The organism is Streptomyces sp. NBC_01012 (assembly GCF_045162755.1).
GTDB lineage: Bacteria > Actinomycetota > Actinomycetes > Streptomycetales > Streptomycetaceae > Streptomyces.
Genome location: NZ_CP108689.1, coordinates 48,856 through 69,004, shown reverse-complemented (window position 1 = coordinate 69,004; position 20,149 = coordinate 48,856). Strand labels below are relative to the sequence as shown.

The following is a 20,149-nucleotide window of genomic DNA, read 5'->3' as shown; positions in this document are numbered from 1 at the left end:
GGTGGAGCCAACGCCCCTGGTGTGCAAGCTGTTTGCACGCCCTGCACACGGCATGTACGCGGACCGGTCGAGCGCCTACCGTGGGGAGACGGCTCTCCGTGACCGCTCCGCCAATGGAGGCGCGATGCGTACCGTTGAACCCTCCTGGGACTCGCCTCAGGTGGGCAGACTTGCGTCTGCCCACGACCTCGGCGGACTCATCCGGCTGGGCCGAGGCCAGTTGGGGTGGCGGCAAGCCGATCTCGGCAGACGGATTGGCTGCTCAGCCTCCACGGTCTCCCGACTGGAGCAGCGCGGGAGCCGCGCTGACCTGCGACTTCTCAAGCAGGCGGCGTTAGAGGTGGGTATGCCTACAAATGTCCTAGCGGAGTCTCTGGGGTTAATGGAACCTGCGACCACTAGAGTGACGGCGGTAGGTCCACGAGTGGAGGAGGACCCCATGCGCCGCCGTACCCTGCTCGCCGCAGCAGGCTTGTCGGCTCCGGTCGGACTGCTCGCCGGGATGGACACAGCACTGGCGAACATGCCCGACCCCACCGGCTCGCCCGTCCCCCTCGACCACCGCCTGGCTGCCGCGCGAGGCGCCTTCGACGCCGGGCGCAACGAGCAGTTGCTGCACACCCTTCCAGGGCTCATCGGCGATGCCCACGACGGTGCCCGCCGCGCCCGCAGCGATCTGACGTACGCACGGCTCTCCTCCACCTACAGCCTCGCCTCGCAGGTTCTGGTGAAGGTCGGCCGCTACGACCGGGCCAGGCTCACCGCCGACCGGGCCACCGTGTACGCCGAGCTCTCCAACTCCCCGCTCGTTGCCGCAGCCGCAGCTCGCGAGCTGAGCATCGTGCTCCGCCACCAGGACCAGCCCGCCGCCGCGCACCGCCTCATTCTCGACGCGGTCGCCAACGTGGAGGCGACCGGATTGAGGAACGACGCGCATGCCTCGGCCTACGCGCAGATGCTCTGTACGACCTCGTACACCGCAGCGGTTGCCGGGGACCGGCCGCAGGCTCTCAGCCTCATTCGCGAGGCGTCCCGGGCCGCCCGAGACCTGCCTGGCGAGGCCCCAAGGGGACGGCTGTTTCCCGTCACCCCCGCATCCGTAGACCTGTACGCGGTCAGCGTGCACTGGGCCCTGGGAGATGCGGGCTCGGCGCTCGAAGCCGGCCGAGGACTGCGGCCGGGACAGTTCAAGACCGCGGAGCGCCGGGGCAGGATGCACACGGACCTGGCCCGGGCCTGGTGGCAGTGGGGCAAGCCCGAGCAAACGGCCACCGAGCTCCTTTCCGCAGCCCGCGTCTCCCCGAGCGAGCTGCGTGACCGCCCTGCCATCCGACAGATCGCGGCTGAGGTCTACGCCCGCCACCCGCGCACCACCGGCGTTCGGGAGATGGCAGCGGCGGCCGGCCTGCGGACCGCCTGACCTCTGTCGTGCGCCTCGGTTGGCCGCGCGGGCTTCCACGACAGCCTGGTGGGCGGGCCGCCGCACACCGGGACCGCTTCGATCGGGTCCCGCGTGTCAACGTCATGACTTCGGTCGGCGAAGCGTTGAGCAGTACGATCATGCTGACGCGCTCCGCCAACAGGCCCGGCCGAGCGGTGACCAGGGCGTCGGCGGTCCGCACCATCGGCCGTCAGCAGGGCATAGACCTCCTGTTCGATGCCGGGGACCGTCCGCGAGCGCAGCACCCGCCCGCCGAGGATCGTGGATATTAGCGAGAAGTAACAGGTCTGCGCCTGCCACCTGCGGTGATACAACGTGATCAGATCGTGGGCGGCGTACCGTCGGGCGTCGCTTGCGGGTCGAGCGCAGCAGGAAGGACGCGCCGGTGCCGGTCACTGCCTCCAGAAGTCGTATGCGTCGTAGTAGGCGTCGGCCAGCAGCACCATCGAAGTGTCCAGGTGGGGCAGCAGACGGCGTGCGTAGCCGAGTTCGCCGGTGGTGTCCGGGCCGAAAGCCGCGCCGAGCAGGGCTTGGGTGCCGCACTCGACGAGCGCCACGAGTTTCAGCAGGGGGCAGCCGAATGACTAGGGGCGGCGCCTGATCGCTGGCGTCCGCCCAGTGACCGGTGGTACGGCTGGCGCGCTATCGCCTATGTACCTGAATCGGTGGACGCAGTACTTGACTCGGGGCATGCTCTTGAGCCATGCCGACCAGCAGTAGAGATGAGCCACCCAGAGCGCGACGTGGCGGCCGCCCGGGATTACGTATGCCTAGCGTCTTGGGAGAAACCGCCCTTGCTGCAGCGGGACTGATTGGTTCCGTCGCGTTCTTATGGGTCTACTTAGGGCCGTCGGAAACTATTGAGGTTGTGGGGGCTGCTCTCGTTGTCGCGGTGGGTATCGTCGTCGGGGTCAGCATCTCGCGTGAGCAGTCCCGTAAGAAGAGGGCGAAGGTCGGCGAAAGCCGGCATCGCCTGAATCAGGCCGAGGATCGCCTCGCCGAGGCGCTGCGACACCAGCACCTGGGTACCGCGGATGCTGTGTACGCCACCAGCGCTGCGGCCGGTCAAGTCGCCGCCGAGGTAGCGAAAGAGGACATCGCGCAGGCCGAAAGAGATCTGATCTCGCGGAACGAGCGTGAGTCCAGGGAGGCCCGACAACCCAAGTCTGACGAGCCGCTGGGCTCCGGGAGCCTTGCGCTTCCTGAGTTGTGGCAAACCACTCATGCGCGCCTCGGCCTCTACCATGACATCGCCACTGGGCAGGCGGAGACGTCCTTCCGGAATGCGCAGAGGTCGATGTGGGCCGGTTTCGCGCTTCTTATTGTGTTCGCTGGCCTGGCGGTGCGTACCAGTTCGACCGCCGGGGCGATCGTGGCAGGTGGGCTCGGAGTCGTTGCTGCCGCTCTGGCTGGATTTGTGAGCAAGACGTTCATCCGGTCGCAGGAGGCGGCGGCAAGTCATCTGCGTGGCTATTTTGATCAACCCCTGGAATTGTCCCGCTATCTCGCGGCGGAGCGCCTTGTGGCGGACGCTGATCTGTCACAGGAGCAGCGGGGGGAGATCCTTTCGACGTTGGTCCACGCGATGGCTGCAGCACCAGACCGGCGTGAGTCGACTCCGTCAACGGCCACTGCGTCGGTGCCGGCGCAGCAGGGACCGTAAGGACGGACGGAGCCCACGTATGGGCGGGGTATCGGGTCTCGTCGACATCGCGCGGCATCCGGAGCGGTGGCCGCAGCTGGGCCGCGAGGTGAACCGTTCCGGGGCCGATCGTTTTTGCGGAAGAGCGTCGGTGGCACGCCCTATTGTCGGTCCTCCAGGCACCACTGTGCGGGGCGTATGGGCGTGGGGTCGAGGGAATCCAAGGGGAGCGGGTACCACTGTGCAGGCCAAAGAGACGCTGTTCGCCGACCTCGTGCAGGGGCGGGCTCAACAGTTCCAGGTGCCGCTCTACCAGCGGACGTACTCCTGGACAGAGAAGCAGTTGGCTCAGCTGTGGAGCGACATCCTCGATCAGGTGGACCTGCTGGAGACCGGGGAGAAAGCGAGCGCGCACTTCCTCGGCTCCGTGGTGCTTGCCCCGTCCCCGCATAACGAGGCGACGTTCCCTCGCTGGCTGGTGGTCGACGGCCAGCAGCGGCTGACCACGATCTCCCTCGCACTTGCCGCCATCCGGGACCACCTCGCCCAGAGTCGGCCGGACGAGGCCGAGCGGATTGACGAGGAATACCTGATCAACAAGCGGAAGAACGAGAACGACCGGTTCCGTCTCCTGCCCACCCAGGCCGACCGGCCGAACTACGCCGCGCACATCCGAGGCACCCACGAGGGGCAGGCGGCGGGGGACAACGTTTCTGTCGCCTACCGCTTCTTCCGCCGCAAGCTCGTCGAGGCGGAGGACCCCGCCGACCCGCAGGACGTCCTCCGGATCGAGCAGGCGATCACCTCCCGGCTCACCCTGGTCGCGGTGACCGCCGAGGCTGGTGACAACGTCCACCGCATCTTCGAGTCCCTCAACAACACCGGTCTCAAGCTTAGCCAGGCCGACCTGCTGCGCAACTACCTCTTCATGCGGCTGCCGACCCGTGGCGAACTGGTCTACGAGACGTACTGGCTGCCGCTCCAGGCAAGCCTGAGCAACAGAGAGCTCGAACAGCTCATGTGGCTGCAGCTCGTGCTTGACGGCGATGACCGGGTCCGCCGCCAGGACCTGTACGCGGCTCAGCAGCACCGTTTCGAGCAGACCGAGGTCAGGGAAGCGGACATCGAGGTGTACGTGAAAGAACTGCACCGGCGGTCCATGCACTTCCGTAAGGTGGTCCGCCCCGACGAGGAGGGCGATCCGGCCGTCCGTGCCCACCTTCGCCGGCTCGAGGCCTGGGAGGCCGCAGCTACGTACCCGGCGCTGATGGTGCTGCTCGACCGCCGCGAACGTGGAGAGACCGACTCGGCGGAGACGGCCCGCGCCCTGTCGTACATCGAGAGCTTTCTGGTACGCCGCACCGTGTGTCGCGTACCGCCGAACAACCTCAGCCGGATCTTCCAGTCGGTTCCCGCCCAGCTTCCGCTGGACGTCCCCGTCGCCGACGGGCTGCGTCAGCTCCTCTCCGCCAGCAACCGCTACTGGCCCGACGACGACGAACTGCGCGAGAAGTTCAGGACTGCGCCCTTCTACCTGTACGGCCGGCCGGAGCAGCGCAAACTGGTCCTCCAGCGGCTGGAGGAGAGCTACGACCACCCCGAGCCTGTGGACTTCGCCGCCGCGAAACTCACCATCGAGCACGTCCTGCCGCAGTCGGCGGGCGACGACTGGCTCCAAGTTCTCGCCGAGGACGCCACCGACGGCGAGACCCCACAGGACGTGCACGCCCGACTCCAGCACACCTTGGGCAACCTGACCCTCACCGCTCAGAATTCCGAGCTCTCCAACCACCCCTTCGACCGCAAGCAGGACCTGCTGCACAGCAGCCACCTGGAGATGAACCGCCGCATCGCCGCCACCGACCGCTGGGGCGCCCGCGAGATCGGCGCCCGCGCCGACGAGATGGCCGAGCGGGCGCTCGCGCTGTGGCCGTCCCCGCTGCGCGGGGTGGGCCGAGCCGAGCGGAGCCGCGACTGGCAGCTCGTCCACCAGGTCCTCGCCGCCCTGCCGCACGGCACCTGGACGTCGTACGGTGACCTCGCCGCGTACATCGGCTCCGGCGCCCAGGCGGTGGGCAACCACCTTGCCCAGACCGCGGGCGTCGTGCAGGCCTACCGCGTCCTCAACGCGGAGGGCCGGATCGCCGACGGCTTTCGCTGGGCCGGCCCGCAGCCGGAGGGTGAGGACGTACGGGCGCGACTGAGCGCCGACGGCATCCACTTCACCCAGACCGGGGCCGCGGACCCGGCGCAACGCTTGACCAGCACCGATCTGGCACTGCTGCTGGCCGGTCCCGACCAGGAGCAGTCTTCGGAGGGCGCGGTGGCGGCGGGGCGCGACGGAGCGGAGCCAGAGGAGGAAACCCGGGCCGAGCGGTTCTTCCGCCAGCTCGCCGCGGACGATACCCCCGAGACCGTGGGCGCGGTGCGTACTCTCCTCGCCCGGTGGGAGGAGCTGGGCGGCTGGGTCGGCTATGGGGCCGGCCAAGTCACTACCAGCGCCTTCCTGATGCTGGGTGCGGCAGGTCTTCCCGGCGCCGGGATCTGGCCGCTGGTGCTCTACCCCGGTGGTGGACGCGGTGGTTCGGCGGAGGTGGTCTTCCAGTACCTCGCCACCCGCGAGCCCTTCACCGACCGCCTGCTGCGCGCGGAGCTCCTCGGCCGCGTCAACGGTTTGGACGGCGTCGACATCCCGGAGGGGAAGCTGGACTTACGTCCCAACTTCCGGTTGGTCTTGCTGGAGAAGGACGGGAACCGCGACGCGCTCGCTGAGACTCTGACCTGGTTCCGGGACCGCTGGATCGGCCGGGACGTGTCCTGAGCTCCGACTTCAGCACCTGCTGTCCAGCTTGCGGGGGAACTTCACTCTCATGAGCTCATCTCCCGCGAGGCACAGCAACCCACCCTGGCGGAAACGGCCGAACGCGCCCAGCGGTACGCCCGAGCCCTACGCAAGGAGCATGCTTCCCAGTGACCGTCAATGTTGACCTGCCCGACCACATACGCGCTCGCTGCACCGAGCTCGGCGACGGTGTCCTGTACGCGGTCAAGACCCTGGCCCGGCAGCTGGCCGACGATCCACGCCTTGGCGAGCGCGCCGGCAGGCTCGGCCTGTACGCGGCGATGATCGACAGCGACACCTTCGATGCGTGCCCGCCCCTGATCGTGCGCTACGCCTTCGGTCCGCCCCTGCTGGACGTAGACCGGCTCGAGATACGAGACATCGAGGCGACCGGGCCGCTCCCCGACGCCGGCGACGAGCAGGCCCCCGCGGCCGTGCCGGATCCCCGCATGCAGCAGATCGCCACGCGACAGGTGACCGAGGCATGGCGACGGATCATCAGCTGGCTTGAGCAGCACGCACCGGCTACCCGTGCGGCGCTGCTGCCCGGCGCGTCCACGTACGAGATCGCCTCGCTGGAGCATTCACTTGGGGTACGTGTACCCGTGGAGTTGCGGGCGTTGTGGCTGCTGTGCGCGGGAGGCAAGGACACCCCGGGGGCGGGCGTGATGCCCGACTACGGCTGGGCGCTGATGCCGCTGGGCACGGTGGCCACGTCCTACCGGTGGCACAGGGGAAACCAGCGGGAGCTAGGAGTCGGGTGGGGCATTGAAGACGAGACGGTATGGAAGCCGTCATGGATTCCGTTCTGCTCATGGTCGGTGACCGACACCAGCTATGGCCTGTTCGTCGACGCCGAGACGGGCAAGGTCGGGCACTGGGACGACACGTCCGTGCGGGCTGTCGGGGACCAGACGTTGAGCATGCTGCTGGAGGAGATGGCCGACAAGCTGGAGAATCCGCAGCTGGCCACCGGCTACCTGCCGGGGCTGATCGGCGGCAGGCTGGTGTGGGGGCCGCCGCTTGCCGCGGATGAGGCTGCCCTGTGGGAGCGGTTCACCGGCTGACGTACGGGAACGCGGAAGGGGGCGGACAGGTGTGATGACCTGGCCGCCCCCTTCTTTTGCCCTGTCCGAGGGCTAGGCGGTGCTAGACCTTACGCCAGATGCAGGTCGTCGCCGTCCCCGAGCAGTGGTTGAAGCCGGGGGTTTCGACGAAGAACCCGTCATCGTCCAGCAGCCGCCACACGCTGGGCTGGAGCTTGCTGAACGCGCCCTGGTTCTGCGCGGAGTCGATCGCCGCCCGTCCGCAGTGTTCGGTGCCGGTGGGGCCGTTGGTCGCGGTGCGGGTGTCAGCGAACAGGCCGAACGACGTCGACCCGTCGCCGACGCCGTTGAACGCCCAGTCCGTGTACAGCTGGGCGCACTTGCTGCCGTCCGTGACCTGATTGACGCCGCCAGGGAATCCGCCGCTCTCGTGGGTGGACGCGGGGGCGTACTCGTCGCAGTCGGTGTTGCCCACGATCGGGTCGGCGGGGTGCTTGGTCCACGTGGTCGGGCACACCACCTTCCGGCTGTCGTCCGAGGACCAGGCCGCGCCGGTGGACGGGTTCTTCACCGTGGTGTCCGGGCCGAGGTAGTGGAGCAGGCTGTCCCACTTCTTCGATCCGGCGTGGTCGGGCATGCGTTCCTGCATGACCCAGTAGTAGGCGCCGGCTGCCGGGTAGAGGTTGGTGTCGACGGTGAACGTCGGCTTGAAGAACGGGAACACGCAGCCCGGTGTGACTGCGCCACGGGTGATGTCGTCGCAGCGGGGAGCCAGTTCGCGTAGCACGCTGCCGCCGCTGCTTCCGAAGTCGGCCGTGGCGTCGACGGAGTTGCTGGCGTCGACGCTGGCGGTGATTGTCCAGTCCAGGTCGATCTGTTCCTTCCCCGTGCCGGTCCACCGGGTCACGACGGTGCCCCACCGGCCGGAGTAGTCGCTCGTCGGGTCGTACGTCCAGTGCGCGCCCACGGTCGGGTTGGCGCCGTCGTCGGTCCACTGGATCGGCGCGACATCACACGACGAGCAGGACGAGGCGACGTTCCACTTCATCGTGACGCCTTGGAGGGCGGGGTCGATGTAGGTGGGGATGATGACCAACTGCTGATCGAACTCAGCGAAGTCGCTGCCGCTCTCCGACTTGTTACGGTACGTCTTCATGCGTTGCTCGAACAGGAACGTACCGCGCCCAATGGCCGGCATCTGCGGGTCTGAGTCGAAGAACCACAGCTCGCCTTCGCCCAAGTCCTTCAGGCAGGCTTCAGTGCGGTTCATGTAGTCCAGGCCGTCGGCGGCGTTGGTGCACCAGTCGACCAGGTCCACCGCGTCATTGCCGCCCGGAGTCGGGGACCCGGCCAAAGCCTCAGCAGAGGCATCAGTGAAAGTCTGCGTCGTCTCCCTGGTCTTGCCGGGTTTGGGCGCCTTGGACTGCTTCGCCTTGTCCTTGGTGCTCTTGTCGAGCGTGAAGCACACCCGCCGGTCCTGCTTGTCCGGCTTGGAACATTCATCCTTGGCGAAGTCCGAGAGGGTCGGCTCCGAGATCGCGGACGGCGGGGCGACGGTGGCAGACCCGTCCGGATCCGTGCGGGTGAACTCCACCGTTGTCTGCGCCACCGGGTCGATCCCCGACGTCGACTGCGCCACCGGGAACGTCGCGTACGGCTCGATGGTGAACTTCGTCCAAGGCGACCAGTCCGTCTCGTACAGGCTGCCGTCGAAGGCGTTGGTGTGGAACATGTACTGCGTGCGGGGCTTGAGGAACCCGTAGTCGACCTTGACACTGGCCAGCGACCCCGACGCCACATACGGCGACACCAGGACACCGTAGGGGTTGGCATCGGTCAGCTTGACCTTGGCGTCCGGAGTGCCGTCCGCCTTGACGGTCCACACCTCGAACGTCAGCGTCGACGTGTCCCCGTCAGGGTCGGTCACCGTGTTACGCAGCACGGCCTCCGGGGCGATCACCCGCCACTGAGTGCCCGACTTGGTGAACCTCGGCCCAGCCGACGGGGCCGTGCCCGACACCGGCCGCGACCCAGCCATGATCGACATTTGTGCTTCCGGGCCGTGGACCTTCGGGGGCGCGGCCAGTGAATCAGGCTCGGCAGCTAAAGCGGGTGACGCCCCGGCCAGAACAGCGAGGACGGCGCCGGCTGCCATGCAGCGCAGCGCCGTCGTTATGCGTGTGCGTCTCAACTATCCCCCTTGAAGGGTACGAATGTTCGACGCAAGAACATCACGTGCATTGCCCACGCGGTAGGGGATAGATCGCCATTCTGCTCACGCGGGCCGTAGACCTCGCGGGCGACGAATCGCTTGAGGCAGCGCGTGATTCCTTCTTGTTCAGCCCATGGTGTGCAGGGCGTTGTTCGCGGTCCGGTCGCCGCGGTTGAGGCGGTGACGGTGGGTGCGGTTTCAGTCCATGGCGTCGTCATCGAGATCGACGGCGTCCTCGTCAGCCCAGCTCGGAGCGCCGGCTGACTCGCCTTGTGAACTTCGAGGGCCGGGCACTGCGGCCCTGGTGGCCGCAAGATCCAGGTCGAGACGGCTGTTCATATCCACTTCAAACCGGCCATACAGTTCACATGGGTCCAGAACAGCGGCGACAGCCCCCGCCGGTCCGCCTCGGTGAAGCCTGTCTGCCCACTTCTTGTCAGCTCCGGCGGGACTTGGACTTGTGTCCGGGGCAGAGATGCGGGCTACCTCCTGGTCGCAGGGCGAGTGCAGAATGCGCTGACTTGTTTGCCGGGCGTCCGCCCGGTCGGCGCGAGCCGAACATGCACGCCCTGACGTCGACGTTCTGTCCGGCTTGGGGCTTCGGCCACCTCAGTTCTCGCGCCGCTTCGCCTGCACCTTGAGCCACGGATTCTCCGCTCTGGACTGGGCACGGTCCAGGTACTCCCGCTTCACGACGGCCGAGCCCGGTTTCCATCGGCCCTGCTTCGTGGGATCACCGCCGGCCTCCGCGATGGCCTGGGCTCCGCCGCGGCGCAGCCCGTGGGCGGTGATCTGCTGCCAGTTCTTGGCGCCGGCCTTGTGGGCGCGGCTGCGGACCCAGTCGTTGATGGCGTCCCCGGTGACGTAGTCCCCGCGTTCCTTCGCGACGGCCCGGTTCTGCAGGGTGCCGCGGGAGGTCAGGGCCCGGAAGAACGCGCCCTCGCGGACGCCGAGGTGGTGGAGGGCGGTGAGCCAGCCCCGTACGGCTGCGACGGGGTCCAGGAGCGGGTCGTCCTCGGCGGGGATGTCGGTGTGCTCGCCCTTGGCCTCCTGGTCGGTCTTGGAGGACCGGATGTGCAGGGTGACGAAGTCGTCGTCGACCGCGACGTCGGCGATGGACAGATCGGCGAGCTCGATCCTGCGGTTGAGGGCGCCCCGGCCGAGGAGCAGCATGCACCGGTCGCGACGCCCCGCGATGGTCCGCAGATCGCACGTGGCGACCATGGCCCGCAGCAACTCGTCCGTGATCGGAGGCGCCTTACGGACCGCGGTGCGCTTCGCCCATGTCTTCTTGTACTCGTTGAGCATGCCCCGGGCCTGCTTCGTGCCGGGCTTCTGGTCCTCCGGCATCCAGGTGCGGATCGCGGACATGGCGGCGTTGATGGCGTTCGGGGAGCGCCCCAGCTCGATGAGGTGCGCGACGTACTCGACGTAGGTGGCGGTGGTGCACGGCCGGGCGACACGGCCTTCGTCGGAGCACCAGGCGGCGAACTTGCCGCGCTGGGACTGGTAGTTGGCGCTGGTGTTCTTCGGCGCGGACTGGTTCTCCAGCCGCTCGGCGGTCTGCTCGGAGACGTACAGGTCCCGCTCGGTGTACGTCGGCTGGTCGGCCTCGGTGGGGAGCCCCTGACCGGGATAGAGAATGGTGTGCCGGTCGACCACCGGGCGGGCCGCCGGACGAGGCTGGATCGCTGCGGGGAGATGGCCCTCCTCCACCAGCTCCGCGTCCACCACCTCCGCGTCGGCCTCGTGTTCCATCACGCTGTCACCTGCTCCTGGTTCGCTGCCCACTTCGCGAGTGCCCCGAAGTCGTCCGGCAGGAGACCCACGCGCGGGTCCACCCAATGCAGGAGCGCCGGAGCATCGTGGTTCTTACGGACCCACTCCCGGTCTTCCGGGCCGAGCTCATCGTCCACCCATGCGAACCGACGACCCTTGGCGTACGCGACCAACGCCTGTGTCTTCCAGTGCAGTCGGGTGCCCTGCTGCGGTGTCATGGTGGCCCAGTCGACGAAGGGAAGCGCGGGCAGGCCGAGGTGCGGGCCGATCCACTCGTTCGCCTCGTCCTTCCACGTCGTGGCCCACACCAGCTCGTAGGGCAACGCCAGGAGGTCTGCCCCGTGGCCATGGTTGAGCCATACCCGCAAGGGTTTGTCCCACGGATTCTCCCACCCGGTCGGGCGCATGCGGTGGGTGCTGTACCCCGCCGGCCGCCTCTGCGGCGCGGCAGCGTACGGATTCAGAGGGCCGTCCACATCGAGCAGGAGCAGCGGACGCCCATCCCCCTCGTTCTCCATGATCCCTCCCAGCGCAGCAGCCACGTACAAGGGAAATTATAGGTGGGTGATTGTCCAGCGGAGTCACCCTGATGACTCGCCGTCCGACCCGCGGAACCAGCGGCCGCGACCGGCTCTCCGTCACCCCGCCCCGGCTCCTCCAGAACGCTTGAGGCGCATCACCGAACGGAGATCACCACTCCTGACCATCAGGAAAAAGTCTTAAGTCACCACGCGGTGTGACTACTGAGCAATCTGTGAGTTGCGGGCGAAATGCGGTGAGCACGGCATTGCATCGATCTTCCGTGCAGGGGCCTTGACCTCGAATCCTGAACACGAGTTATGCGGCTTGCGCCACCGGCAGCCCTGACAGCGGCTGACAGCCGTCTGACCACGGGCCCTTCGCCCCTGGCCGCCCTGGTCTCAGGCACGAGGCGGCAGGACCTCGATGATTTCGGCGATGCCAGCGGCCGGTTGGGCCTCGTGCATGGTGATCACGTCACCGGGCTTCAGATGCCGCCATTGCTCGGGCTGCAGGGGAGCCAGGCGAACGTCGGCTGTCTCTCCAGGGCCAAGCTGCGGCTCGAACTCCACCCAGACCCGCGCGATGTTCAGATCTTGCCGTCCGTCGGCGGTGCGGTGACTGATGTCCCACAGAGGTCTGAGCCGGCCGTCCCCTGAGAAGGCACTTTGGCGTCCGCCCTCGCCGGCTCCCAGGAGGGCCAAGGTGGCACGGATCGTGCCGTGTTTGACTTCCCAGCTCCGCCACTCGCACCAACGGCGGCTGCGGTCGAGCATCATCTGCCGGGCAGCCTCGGAGAGCATCTCCCAGAAGGTGATGGATACCGGATGGACATCCGCGATCTCGATGAGCACATCGAGCGCCGTCTCCCACTCCTGGAGCTCGATCTCCTTGCGAACATCTCCAACCGTCTGGCCGTTCTCTGCCATGGCGTCCTCCGGCAGTACGCCAACGGCTTGCCGAAGGAGTGTGAACGCGTCATCCATATGCGGGATTGTCGCCTGGTCCTGGGCGCCTTGTCACGGGTGACCGTGCAGAACGCAGCGGCGCGCGACACGCCCGGACACTCCAAGGCTCCACGATTTCAGACAATTACTTTCAGTGACTCGACCTGTGCGTACCCCCTGCCGGCCGTCGGCTGGGCTAGTTCGGATAGGACCAGCAGCTCGCAGCCCTCGGCCTGGTCCTGAACGCCGTAGTCCTCTGGAACACCCGCTACCTGGACGCTGCCGTCGCGCGGCTGCGCGCGGCGGGGCATGAGATCAAGGACGAGGACGTCGCCCGGCTTTCCCCGCTCAAGGACCGGCACATCAACTTCCTGGGCCGCTACCTGTTCAACATCATCGCCAGCATCCCCGGCCAGGGCCTGCGACCCTTCCGGGGCCCGGACACCGCCGAGGACGACGAGGGTGAGGGCTGAACCCGCGTGGCGATGTCCTCGGCCGGTCAGGCGGCCTGCTGCTCGCCGAGGCCCGCGTAGTACGCGGCGGCCAGGTCCTCCTGGGCGTGGTCGGCGGTCAGTGGCTCGGCCTGGCGCGGCTGCGGTTCCAGGCGCGGACGGTGTGCCCGGCTCGGGCGAGGTTACGGGCCATCGCCGCGCCCATGATGCCGGTACCCAGGACGCTTACGGTGAGCTTGGCGGTCATGACGGTTGTCTTCCTTCGGGATACGGCTGGGGCCGGGTCAGGCGCGGGCGGCGCTGATCAGCCCGTCCAGCCATGCCTGGTGGCCGTTGAGCATCGGGTTCGGGCGCTCGTCGGCCAGGTCGGCGGCCGGCTGTCCGATCTGTGATTCCTGGGTGAGGACGCGGACCCGGCCGCCGGGCAGGTCCTCGACCAGCCAGGCGTGCAGCACGTCGAGCTTCTCCTCCGGGCTGCCGTCCTGCTTCGCAGTCCACGACAGGCGGCCGGGAACACCGTCGGCAGGGGCCTGGAACTCCGTGACGAGCGCGGCCAGAGGCGGGAAGCCGAAGGTTCCGAAGCTGAAGACGAGGCCGTCCGTGAGGACCGGGCCGCCGCCTTCGGGGAAGGAGATGTCGGCGACGTTGTCGTAGTAGCCCTCCCACTGGGAGGTGTCGGTCAGCAAGCGCCAGACCCGGGCAGCGGTGGGGCCGGGCACGATGACTTCGTTGGAGACGAAGTTGTCGCCGGTGCCGGGAAGGTAGTGCTCGGGCCAGGTGATCGCGTTCTGCGTGGTCATCGGGGTGCCTTTCACAGGTGAGGGCTGGGGGTTGAGGAACATCGGAACGAAAACTGGCGCTAAGCCCATCGCACGCCTGAGAGCGCTTTGACCTGGGCTTTGGTGGAGGCGGAACCTTCGGCAGTCGTGTTGATCATTGACTGTGTGGAGGTCCGGGGTGCCGGTCGAGTTTCTGACGGATGCGCAAGCCGCCGCGTACGCGGCGTTTGACGGGGCACCGTCCCGTACGGAGTTGGAGCGGTTCTTCTTCCTGGACGACGCGGACCGGGAGCTGATCGAGGCGAAGCGGCGGTCCCACAACCGGCTGGGCTTCGCGGTCCAGCTGACGACCGCGCGCTATCTCGGGGTGTTCCTGGACGACCCGACCGACGTGCCGGCCGAGGTCGTCGACTACCTCGCCCAGCAGCTCGGCATCGAGGACTCGTCTGTTCTGAAGGCGTACGGGGAACAGCGGTGGAAGACCCGGTTCGAGCACGTGTGGGAGCTGCGCGAACTGCTGGAGTACACGGAGTTCGCCGAGGCGGAAGCCGAGCTGCGGGTGTGGGTGGACGCGCGGGCCTGGACGACCGGGGAGGGCCCGAAGGCTCTGTTCGACGCGTCGGTGGGGTGGCTGCGTGAGCGGCGGGTGCTGCTGCCCGGCGTGACGACGCTCGCGCGATTGGTCGCCTCGGTGCGGGAGGCGGCGAACCAGCGGCTGTGGGACAGCCTCTACGGGCTGCTGAGCATCGGTCAGCGGGCGGTGCTCGACTCCCTGCTGACCGTGCCGCCCGGCGCGCGGGTGTCGGAGCTGGACCGGTTGCGGCGCGGCCCGGTGCGGATCTCCGGGCCGCAGATGAAGTGGGCGCTTGAGCGGGCGGCGGAGATCGATGCGTTCGGGATGGGTGAGCTGGACGTGTCCGGGATACCGCCGCGGCGACTGGCGGAGCTGTCGAGGTACGGCGTGGACGGCAAGGCGTCCCTGTTGCGGCGCCACGGCGACTCGCGGCGCCTGGCCACCCTGCTGGCCACGGCGGTCTACCTGACGAGCAGGGCGGTCGACGACGCGCTGGATCTGCTGGAGGTGCTGATCGCGACGAGGCTGCTCGCGCGGGCGGAGCGGGAGACGGCGAAGCAGAAGCTGAAGACGCTGCCGAGGATGGAGCGGGCCGGGATCAGGCTGGCGACCGCGTTCCGGGTCGTGTTCGACACCACGAGCGAGCAGGTCGACACCGAGTCTGGGGAGATCAGTCCGCCGGAGGTGGCGACGCTGACGGCGATGTGGGAGCGGATCGAGGAGGTGGTGCCGCGCGAGGAGCTGGCCGCCGCGATCGCCGCGTTGTTCGAGCTGGCGCCGCCGATCGATTCGGACGCGGACGAGGCATGGCGGTCGCTGCTGGTCACCCGGTTCCCCACCGTGCGGCCGTTCCTGGCGCTCCTTGTCCAGGTCGTCGACTTCGGGGCCACCCCGGAGGGCCTGCCGGTCCTCAAGGCGCTGAAGTCGCTGCCCGATCTGATGGGGCGCAAGAAGGTCGGCCCCGACGAGATCGACACGTCCCTGCTGGTGGGCTCGTGGAAGCGGCTGGTCCTGAGCGCGCCGCACCTGGAGGCGGGCACGGTGGACTGGAAGGCGTACGTGTTCTGCGTGCTGGAGTCCTTCCATCGGCTGCTGCGCCGGCGGGAGGTGTTCGCGAAGAACTCCTCGAAGTGGGGTGACCCGCGGGCGAAGCTGCTGGACGGCGAGGCGTGGGAGCAGGTCCGCCCGACCGTGCTGGCTTCCCTGAACCTGCCCGGCGAGCCGGGCGAGCACCTGGCGGCGCGGGCCGCGCTGCTCGACGGCACGTACCGGGAGGTCGCCGGGCGGGTGCCGGCGAACTCCCAGATCGTGTTCGACGACGACGGCCGCCTGCACTTCGCGGCTCTGGAGCCGGAGCCCGAACCGGCCTCCCTGCTCGACCTGCGGAAGGCGGTGGAGGCGATGATGCCCCGCGTCGACCTGCCGGAGGTCCTGCTGGAGGTGTTCTCGTGGACCGGCGCCGACCAGGCGTTCACCTCGATCACCGGCGGCGAGGCCCGGCTCAAGGACCTGCACGTGACGGTCGCCGCGCTGCTGGTCGCGCACGGCTGCAACGTCGGCTACACGCCGGTCATCGGCGGCGCGGAGGCGCTGAAGTACGGACGGCTGTCGCACGTCGACCAGACGTATCTGCGGCTGGCCACCTACCGGGCCGCGAACGCCACGCTCATCGAGCACCAGGCGTCCATCCCCCTCTCGCAGGTGTGGGGCGGGGGTCTGGTCGCCTCGGTCGACGGGATGCGGTTCGTCGTCCCCGTCCCGTCGGTCTACGCCCGCCCCAACCCCAAGTACTTCGGGCGCCGGGGCGGCGCGACGTGGCTGAACATGATCAACGACCAGGCGGCGGGACTGGGAGGGAAGGTGGTGGCTGGCACCCCACGCGACTCGCTGTACGTGCTGGACGTCCTCTACGACCGGGACGGCGGCAAGCGCCCGGAGACGATCGTCACGGACACCGCCTCGTACAGCGACATCGTCTTCGGACTCCTCACCCTGGCCGGGTTCGCGTACGCGCCGCAGCTCGCCGACCTGCCGGACCAGAAGATGTGGCGCATCGACCGCACCGCCGACTACGGCGCCTTCACCGACGCCGCCCGCGGCCGGGTCGACCTCGCCCGGATCGAGCGCCAGTGGGAGGACATCCTGCGGATCATCGGCTCCATCCACACCGGCGCAGTCCGCGCGTACGACGTGATCCGGATGCTGTCGCGGGACGGGCGGCCGACCCCGCTGGGGGACGCGATCGCGCACTACGGGCGGATCGCCAAATCCCTGCACATCCTGCGCCTGGCCGATGAGCCCGGCTACCGCCGCCAGATCAAGGCGCAGGCCAACCTCCAGGAGGGCCGCCACGCGCTCGCCCGGAAGATCTTCCACGGACGTTCCGGACAGCTCTACCAGCGCTACCAGGACGGCATGGAGGACCAGCTCGGCGCGCTCGGCCTGGTCCTCAACGCCGTCGTCCTCTTCAACACCAGGTACATGGACGCCGCGGTCAACCAGCTGCGCGCGGACGGCTTCGACGTCCGCGACGAGGACGTGGCCCGCCTCTCCCCATTCGTACGGCAGCACATCAACATGCTGGGCCGGTACTCCTTCCAGCTCCCCGAACTGCCCGGCGGTATGCGCCCGCTGCGCGACCCGGACGCGACCGAAGAGGTGTGAACCTGGTGGCCGTCGCCGCCGGGACTGTCCCGGCGGCGACGTTTGCACTGGTCACCGGCTCGTAGGGTGCCGGGAGTAGTAACACTGGCGGAGGGCGTGGCGGCGGGTGCGGTAGGCGGCCGGCGAGAGCCCCAGGCTGCTGCTGGGCCGGCACTGGGGTGTGGGCAGGCCGCCGCACTGGGGGTGCGGCGGCCGTGGGTGGCATCGGCTCGTGGTTCGAGTCAGTCACCCCGGAGCAAGGCGTGCAGCTCGGCGGTGTCGATGATGTGGGCCCGTGAGGGGAAGACTTTGTGGAGCAGGACGTTGTGGACTTCGGTGTCTGGGTCGGCGACGCCGTCGGACAGGACGTAGAGCTGGTAGTCGAGGTCGGCCGCGCCGATGACGGTGGACAGGACGACGCCGCTGGTACTGATGCCGGAGACGACCAGAGTGGTGATGCCGCGCTCGCGCAGCTGCTGGTCGAGGTCGGTAGTGGACATGCCGCCATAGCGGATCTTGCGCACGGTGATGTCGCCGTCCTGGGGAGCCAGGCGCTCGTGGATGGCGGTGGCAGGGTCCTCGTGGTGCATGACGCGGTGTTGGGCCAGCGGGGCGAAGGACTTGTTGGAGGCCGGGATCGCGTCCCAGTCGGCCTCGGTGAAGCCGACGCGTACGTAGGCGATGGTGCCGCCATTTGCGCGAACGTCGGCGATGGCCCCTGCCACGCGATCGAGCAGGGCTTTGCGGTCCCCGTCTTCGGGCAGAACGGCCAGGACCGCGGGTTGGTAGTCCATGACGAGAAGTGCGGTGTGCGTGGGGTCAAGTGCGGGGGCAGTGGTCACGCGAGTGTTCTCCTTGCTGATGGTGTGTCTGGTCGACGCGGATGTGCATCGGCGGACCAGCTGCGGCCCGCGGGCTTCAGGGGCGAGTTGCGGTGTGTCATGAGTGGCTGCGGGACAGTTCCGGCTCGTGTTGCGACGTCTGGTCGTGTCGGGGAAGCAGGAGCGGAGTGGTCAGGATGAGCAGTCCCGCGACTGTGAGAGCGGTGCGTGGGGTGGTGACGTCGGCGAGCAGCCCGGCGAGCGCGGTGAGGATGGCGATGGACGCCTGCTGGCCGATTGACCAGGCCGACAGGGTGCGGGCGACGAGATGCTTGGGTGTGTGTTCGAGCCGGTAGGTGGCGAGCACCGGGGCGTACAGGCTCATGTTGATAATGATCGCCAGCTCGACGGCTATCACGGTGACGAGGCCGACGACGCCGGGACGCACGAAGGCCAGGCCGATCAGCCAGATGGCGCGCAGGGTGCCGACGGTCCGGAAGACCCAGTGCTGGCCGTATCGGGCCACAACTCGGCGGGCCAGCCGCGAGCCGATGAGTCCGCCGACGCAGGGAGCAGCAAAGGCGAGGCCGTACTGCCAGGGCGAGAACCCGAGCTGGCGAAGGAGGAGCACGGCCAGCAGCGGCTCGGTGGCCATGATCAGACCGGCAACGAGCACTTGGTTGAGGTAGAGCGCTCGCAAGCCGGAATGCCCCATGATGTGTCGCCAGCCGTCAAGCAATGCGCCCGCCCGGGCCGGGCTTTTGCCGGTTGTTTGCGGCGCTTCTTCTCGGCCGCGGATCGCAGTGATGCACAGCGCGGAGAGCAGGTAGCTGAACGCATCGGCCACCACGGTGATGACCGGCCCGAACAAGCCGATCGCCGCCCCGCCCAGCGGTGGCCCGACCGCGATGGAGCTCCAGTTCGTGGACTCGAACCGCGCGTTGGCCACGAGCAGGTCATCCGACCGGACGAGGGCCTTGAGGTAGGCGCCGCTGGCCGCGTTGAAGGCGATCTTGGCTGCGGCGACCACGGCCGAGATCACGAGCAGCTGGACGAAACTGAGCCGGTCGAAGGCATAGGCGACCGGGATCGTCGCCATGACCGCGAACCGGGTCAGGTCCATCGTGATCATGACTGGGCGCTTGCGCCGGAACTCCACCCACGGCGCGAGTGGCAGCGCGATCAGCGCGCCCACCGCGGGCCCCACCGCGGACAGCGCGGACACCTCAGCGGGACTGGCGTGCAACGCCAGCACGGCGATCAGCGGCAATGCACCGAACCCCAGCCCGGATCCATAGGCGCTCACCGCATATGCCGTCCACAGCCAGCCGAACTGACGGCCCAACGGTCTCCTGCCCACCATGCGCAGCGCTCCCACCTGAACAAACTGACGTTGACCTGTGAGAGCTAAGCGAGCAGCACAACAGCAGGTCAAACAACTGCGCTGCCAGTTGTCCACAACCATCTGTTGTTCACTAAGATGGGTCGGCGTGGATCTCGAAGCAGTACGTACCTTCGTCGCCGTTGCGGAAGCGGGCCAGTTCCAGAAAGCCGCAGCCGACCTGTCGATCACCCAGCAGGCTGTCTCCAAGCGCATCGCCGCGCTGGAGCGCAGCCTCGGCGTGCGGTTGTTCACCCGCGCCCCCCGCGGCGCCGAGCTCACCATCGACGGGCAGGCGTTCCTGCCCCACGCACGTGAGCTGCTGCGCGTCGCCGAGCGCGCGGTCGCGTCCGTGCGCCCCGGCCGCCGTCCGCTGCGCGTCGACGTGATCGCTTCGCGCGGCGCGCAGTCGGGCCTGATGCGCGGCTTCCACCACGCGTACCCCGAGATCGGCCTTGACGTGGTGATGGTGTTCGAGATCGAGACGGCCATCGCCGCCATCCGGTCCGGTGCGATCGATGCGTCCTTCCGCGCCGTCGCCGCGCCCGGCCAGCCCCTTCCCGAGGACATCGAGTCTGTCCGGGTGCTCGACGAGCCGCTCCAGCTCCTCACCGGCCCCGTCCACGCGCTGGCGGGCGCCCGGTCGGTGACCGTCGCTCAGCTCGCCGGGCACCGGATCTGGATGCCCGGCATCGTCCCCGGTACCGAGTGGGCCGCCTACTACCACGACCTCGTCGCCGAGTTCGGCCTCACCATCGAGGCGACTGGCCCCAACTTCGGCTCCGACGCGCTCCTCGACACCATCTCCGACACCCCGGCCCTGGCCACCTTCATGGGCGGGCACACCCGCCTTATCTGGCCCACCGGCCACGACCTGCGCCGCATCTCGGTGACCGACCCGACGCCCATCTACCCGCACTCGCTCCTCTGGCACCGCGACAACCCCCACCCAGCGCTGGCCACCCTCCGCGCCCACCTCGCTGCCACAGCGGCCGGCCACGACGCCGCCGGAACCTGGGCACCGGGCTGGGTGACTCCGCGCTGAACGGCCCGCCCGCGCGGCCAGCCCCG

Annotated in this window: 14 protein-coding genes and 3 pseudogenes; 7 read left to right on the top strand and 10 right to left on the bottom strand. The window is 68.5% G+C overall.

Going from position 1 to position 20,149, the window contains the following annotated elements; all coding sequences use genetic code 11:
* The first annotated feature begins 124 nt into the window (after window positions 1-124).
* Entirely contained in the window at window positions 125-1,420 is a 1,296-nt protein-coding gene (locus tag OG623_RS34910; protein ID WP_406152162.1) for a multiprotein-bridging factor 1 family protein, read from the top strand.
* Between the two features lie 413 nt (window positions 1,421-1,833).
* Here OG623_RS34910 and OG623_RS34905 read toward each other — a convergent pair whose 3' ends face one another.
* The gene (locus OG623_RS34905; RefSeq protein ID WP_331725901.1) at window positions 1,834-1,998 is read right to left on the bottom strand and encodes a hypothetical protein; all 165 of its coding nucleotides are present in this window, start codon (window positions 1,996-1,998) and stop codon (window positions 1,834-1,836) included.
* A gap of 335 nt (window positions 1,999-2,333) precedes the next feature.
* On the opposite strand from OG623_RS34905, the gene OG623_RS34900 reads away from it, so the two are divergent.
* From OG623_RS34900 to OG623_RS34890, 3 genes are all read left to right on the top strand, one after another.
* Window positions 2,334-3,104 carry a hypothetical protein gene (locus tag OG623_RS34900; RefSeq protein ID WP_406152208.1) on the top strand — a complete coding sequence of 257 codons (771 nt, stop codon included), beginning with the start codon at window positions 2,334-2,336 and terminating at the stop codon, window positions 3,102-3,104.
* 220 nt (window positions 3,105-3,324) lie between these two features.
* Window positions 3,325-5,904 (top strand): DUF262 domain-containing protein, encoded by a 2,580-nt coding sequence (locus OG623_RS34895; protein ID WP_331726105.1) that lies wholly within the window; start codon window positions 3,325-3,327, stop codon window positions 5,902-5,904.
* A gap of 149 nt (window positions 5,905-6,053) precedes the next feature.
* A complete protein-coding gene (locus OG623_RS34890; RefSeq protein WP_331726102.1) occupies window positions 6,054-6,992 on the top strand; it encodes an SMI1/KNR4 family protein in 939 nt (312 codons plus the stop codon).
* A gap of 82 nt (window positions 6,993-7,074) precedes the next feature.
* On the opposite strand, the gene OG623_RS34885 is transcribed toward OG623_RS34890, so the two are convergent.
* From OG623_RS34885 to OG623_RS34865, 5 genes and pseudogenes are all read right to left on the bottom strand, one after another.
* Window positions 7,075-9,162: a hypothetical protein gene (locus OG623_RS34885; RefSeq protein WP_331726100.1), complete on the bottom strand. Its 2,088-nt coding sequence runs from the start codon at window positions 9,160-9,162 to the stop codon at window positions 7,075-7,077.
* Window positions 9,159-9,378: pseudogene (locus tag OG623_RS34880) on the bottom strand (hypothetical protein); the annotation flags it as partial. The pseudogene OG623_RS34880 and the gene OG623_RS34885, both read right to left, overlap by 4 nt.
* 414 nt (window positions 9,379-9,792) lie before the next feature.
* Complete coding sequence (locus OG623_RS34875; protein ID WP_331726098.1) at window positions 9,793-10,941, bottom strand: integrase; 1,149 nt, start codon at window positions 10,939-10,941, stop codon at window positions 9,793-9,795.
* Window positions 10,941-11,480, bottom strand: a complete 540-nt coding sequence (locus OG623_RS34870; RefSeq protein WP_331726096.1) for a hypothetical protein — start codon at window positions 11,478-11,480, stop codon at window positions 10,941-10,943. The genes OG623_RS34875 and OG623_RS34870 overlap by 1 nt, the downstream gene beginning before the upstream one ends.
* A 402-nt stretch (window positions 11,481-11,882) precedes the next feature.
* Entirely contained in the window at window positions 11,883-12,467 is a 585-nt protein-coding gene (locus OG623_RS34865) for a hypothetical protein (RefSeq protein WP_331726093.1), read from the bottom strand.
* A 170-nt stretch (window positions 12,468-12,637) separates the two neighbouring features.
* On the opposite strand from OG623_RS34865, the pseudogene OG623_RS34860 reads away from it, so the two are divergent.
* A pseudogene (locus OG623_RS34860) lies at window positions 12,638-12,901 on the top strand (Tn3 family transposase); the annotation flags it as partial.
* A gap of 89 nt (window positions 12,902-12,990) precedes the next feature.
* Here OG623_RS34860 and OG623_RS34855 read toward each other — a convergent pair.
* A pseudogene (locus OG623_RS34855) lies at window positions 12,991-13,127 on the bottom strand (NAD(P)-binding domain-containing protein); the annotation flags it as partial.
* A gap of 37 nt (window positions 13,128-13,164) precedes the next feature.
* On the bottom strand, window positions 13,165-13,680 hold the full coding sequence (locus OG623_RS34850) for an SRPBCC domain-containing protein (protein WP_331726089.1): 516 nt from the start codon (window positions 13,678-13,680) through the stop codon (window positions 13,165-13,167).
* Between the two features lie 157 nt (window positions 13,681-13,837).
* On the opposite strand from OG623_RS34850, the gene OG623_RS34845 reads away from it, so the two are divergent.
* Window positions 13,838-16,897 (top strand): Tn3 family transposase, encoded by a 3,060-nt coding sequence (locus OG623_RS34845; RefSeq protein WP_331726087.1) that lies wholly within the window; start codon window positions 13,838-13,840, stop codon window positions 16,895-16,897.
* Between the two features lie 221 nt (window positions 16,898-17,118).
* Here the strand turns inward: OG623_RS34845 and OG623_RS34840 are convergent, their stop codons facing one another.
* Both OG623_RS34840 and OG623_RS34835 read right to left on the bottom strand, forming a co-directional pair.
* Window positions 17,119-17,718 carry a cysteine hydrolase gene (locus OG623_RS34840; RefSeq protein ID WP_331726086.1) on the bottom strand — a complete coding sequence of 200 codons (600 nt, stop codon included), beginning with the start codon at window positions 17,716-17,718 and terminating at the stop codon, window positions 17,119-17,121.
* Between the two features lie 97 nt (window positions 17,719-17,815).
* On the bottom strand, window positions 17,816-19,060 hold the full coding sequence (locus OG623_RS34835; RefSeq protein ID WP_331726084.1) for an MFS transporter: 1,245 nt from the start codon (window positions 19,058-19,060) through the stop codon (window positions 17,816-17,818).
* Between the two features lie 127 nt (window positions 19,061-19,187).
* Between OG623_RS34835 and OG623_RS34830 the strand changes: the two genes are divergently transcribed.
* Window positions 19,188-20,123, top strand: a complete 936-nt coding sequence (locus OG623_RS34830; protein WP_331726082.1) for a LysR family transcriptional regulator — start codon at window positions 19,188-19,190, stop codon at window positions 20,121-20,123.
* The last annotated feature ends 26 nt before the right edge of the window (window positions 20,124-20,149 follow it).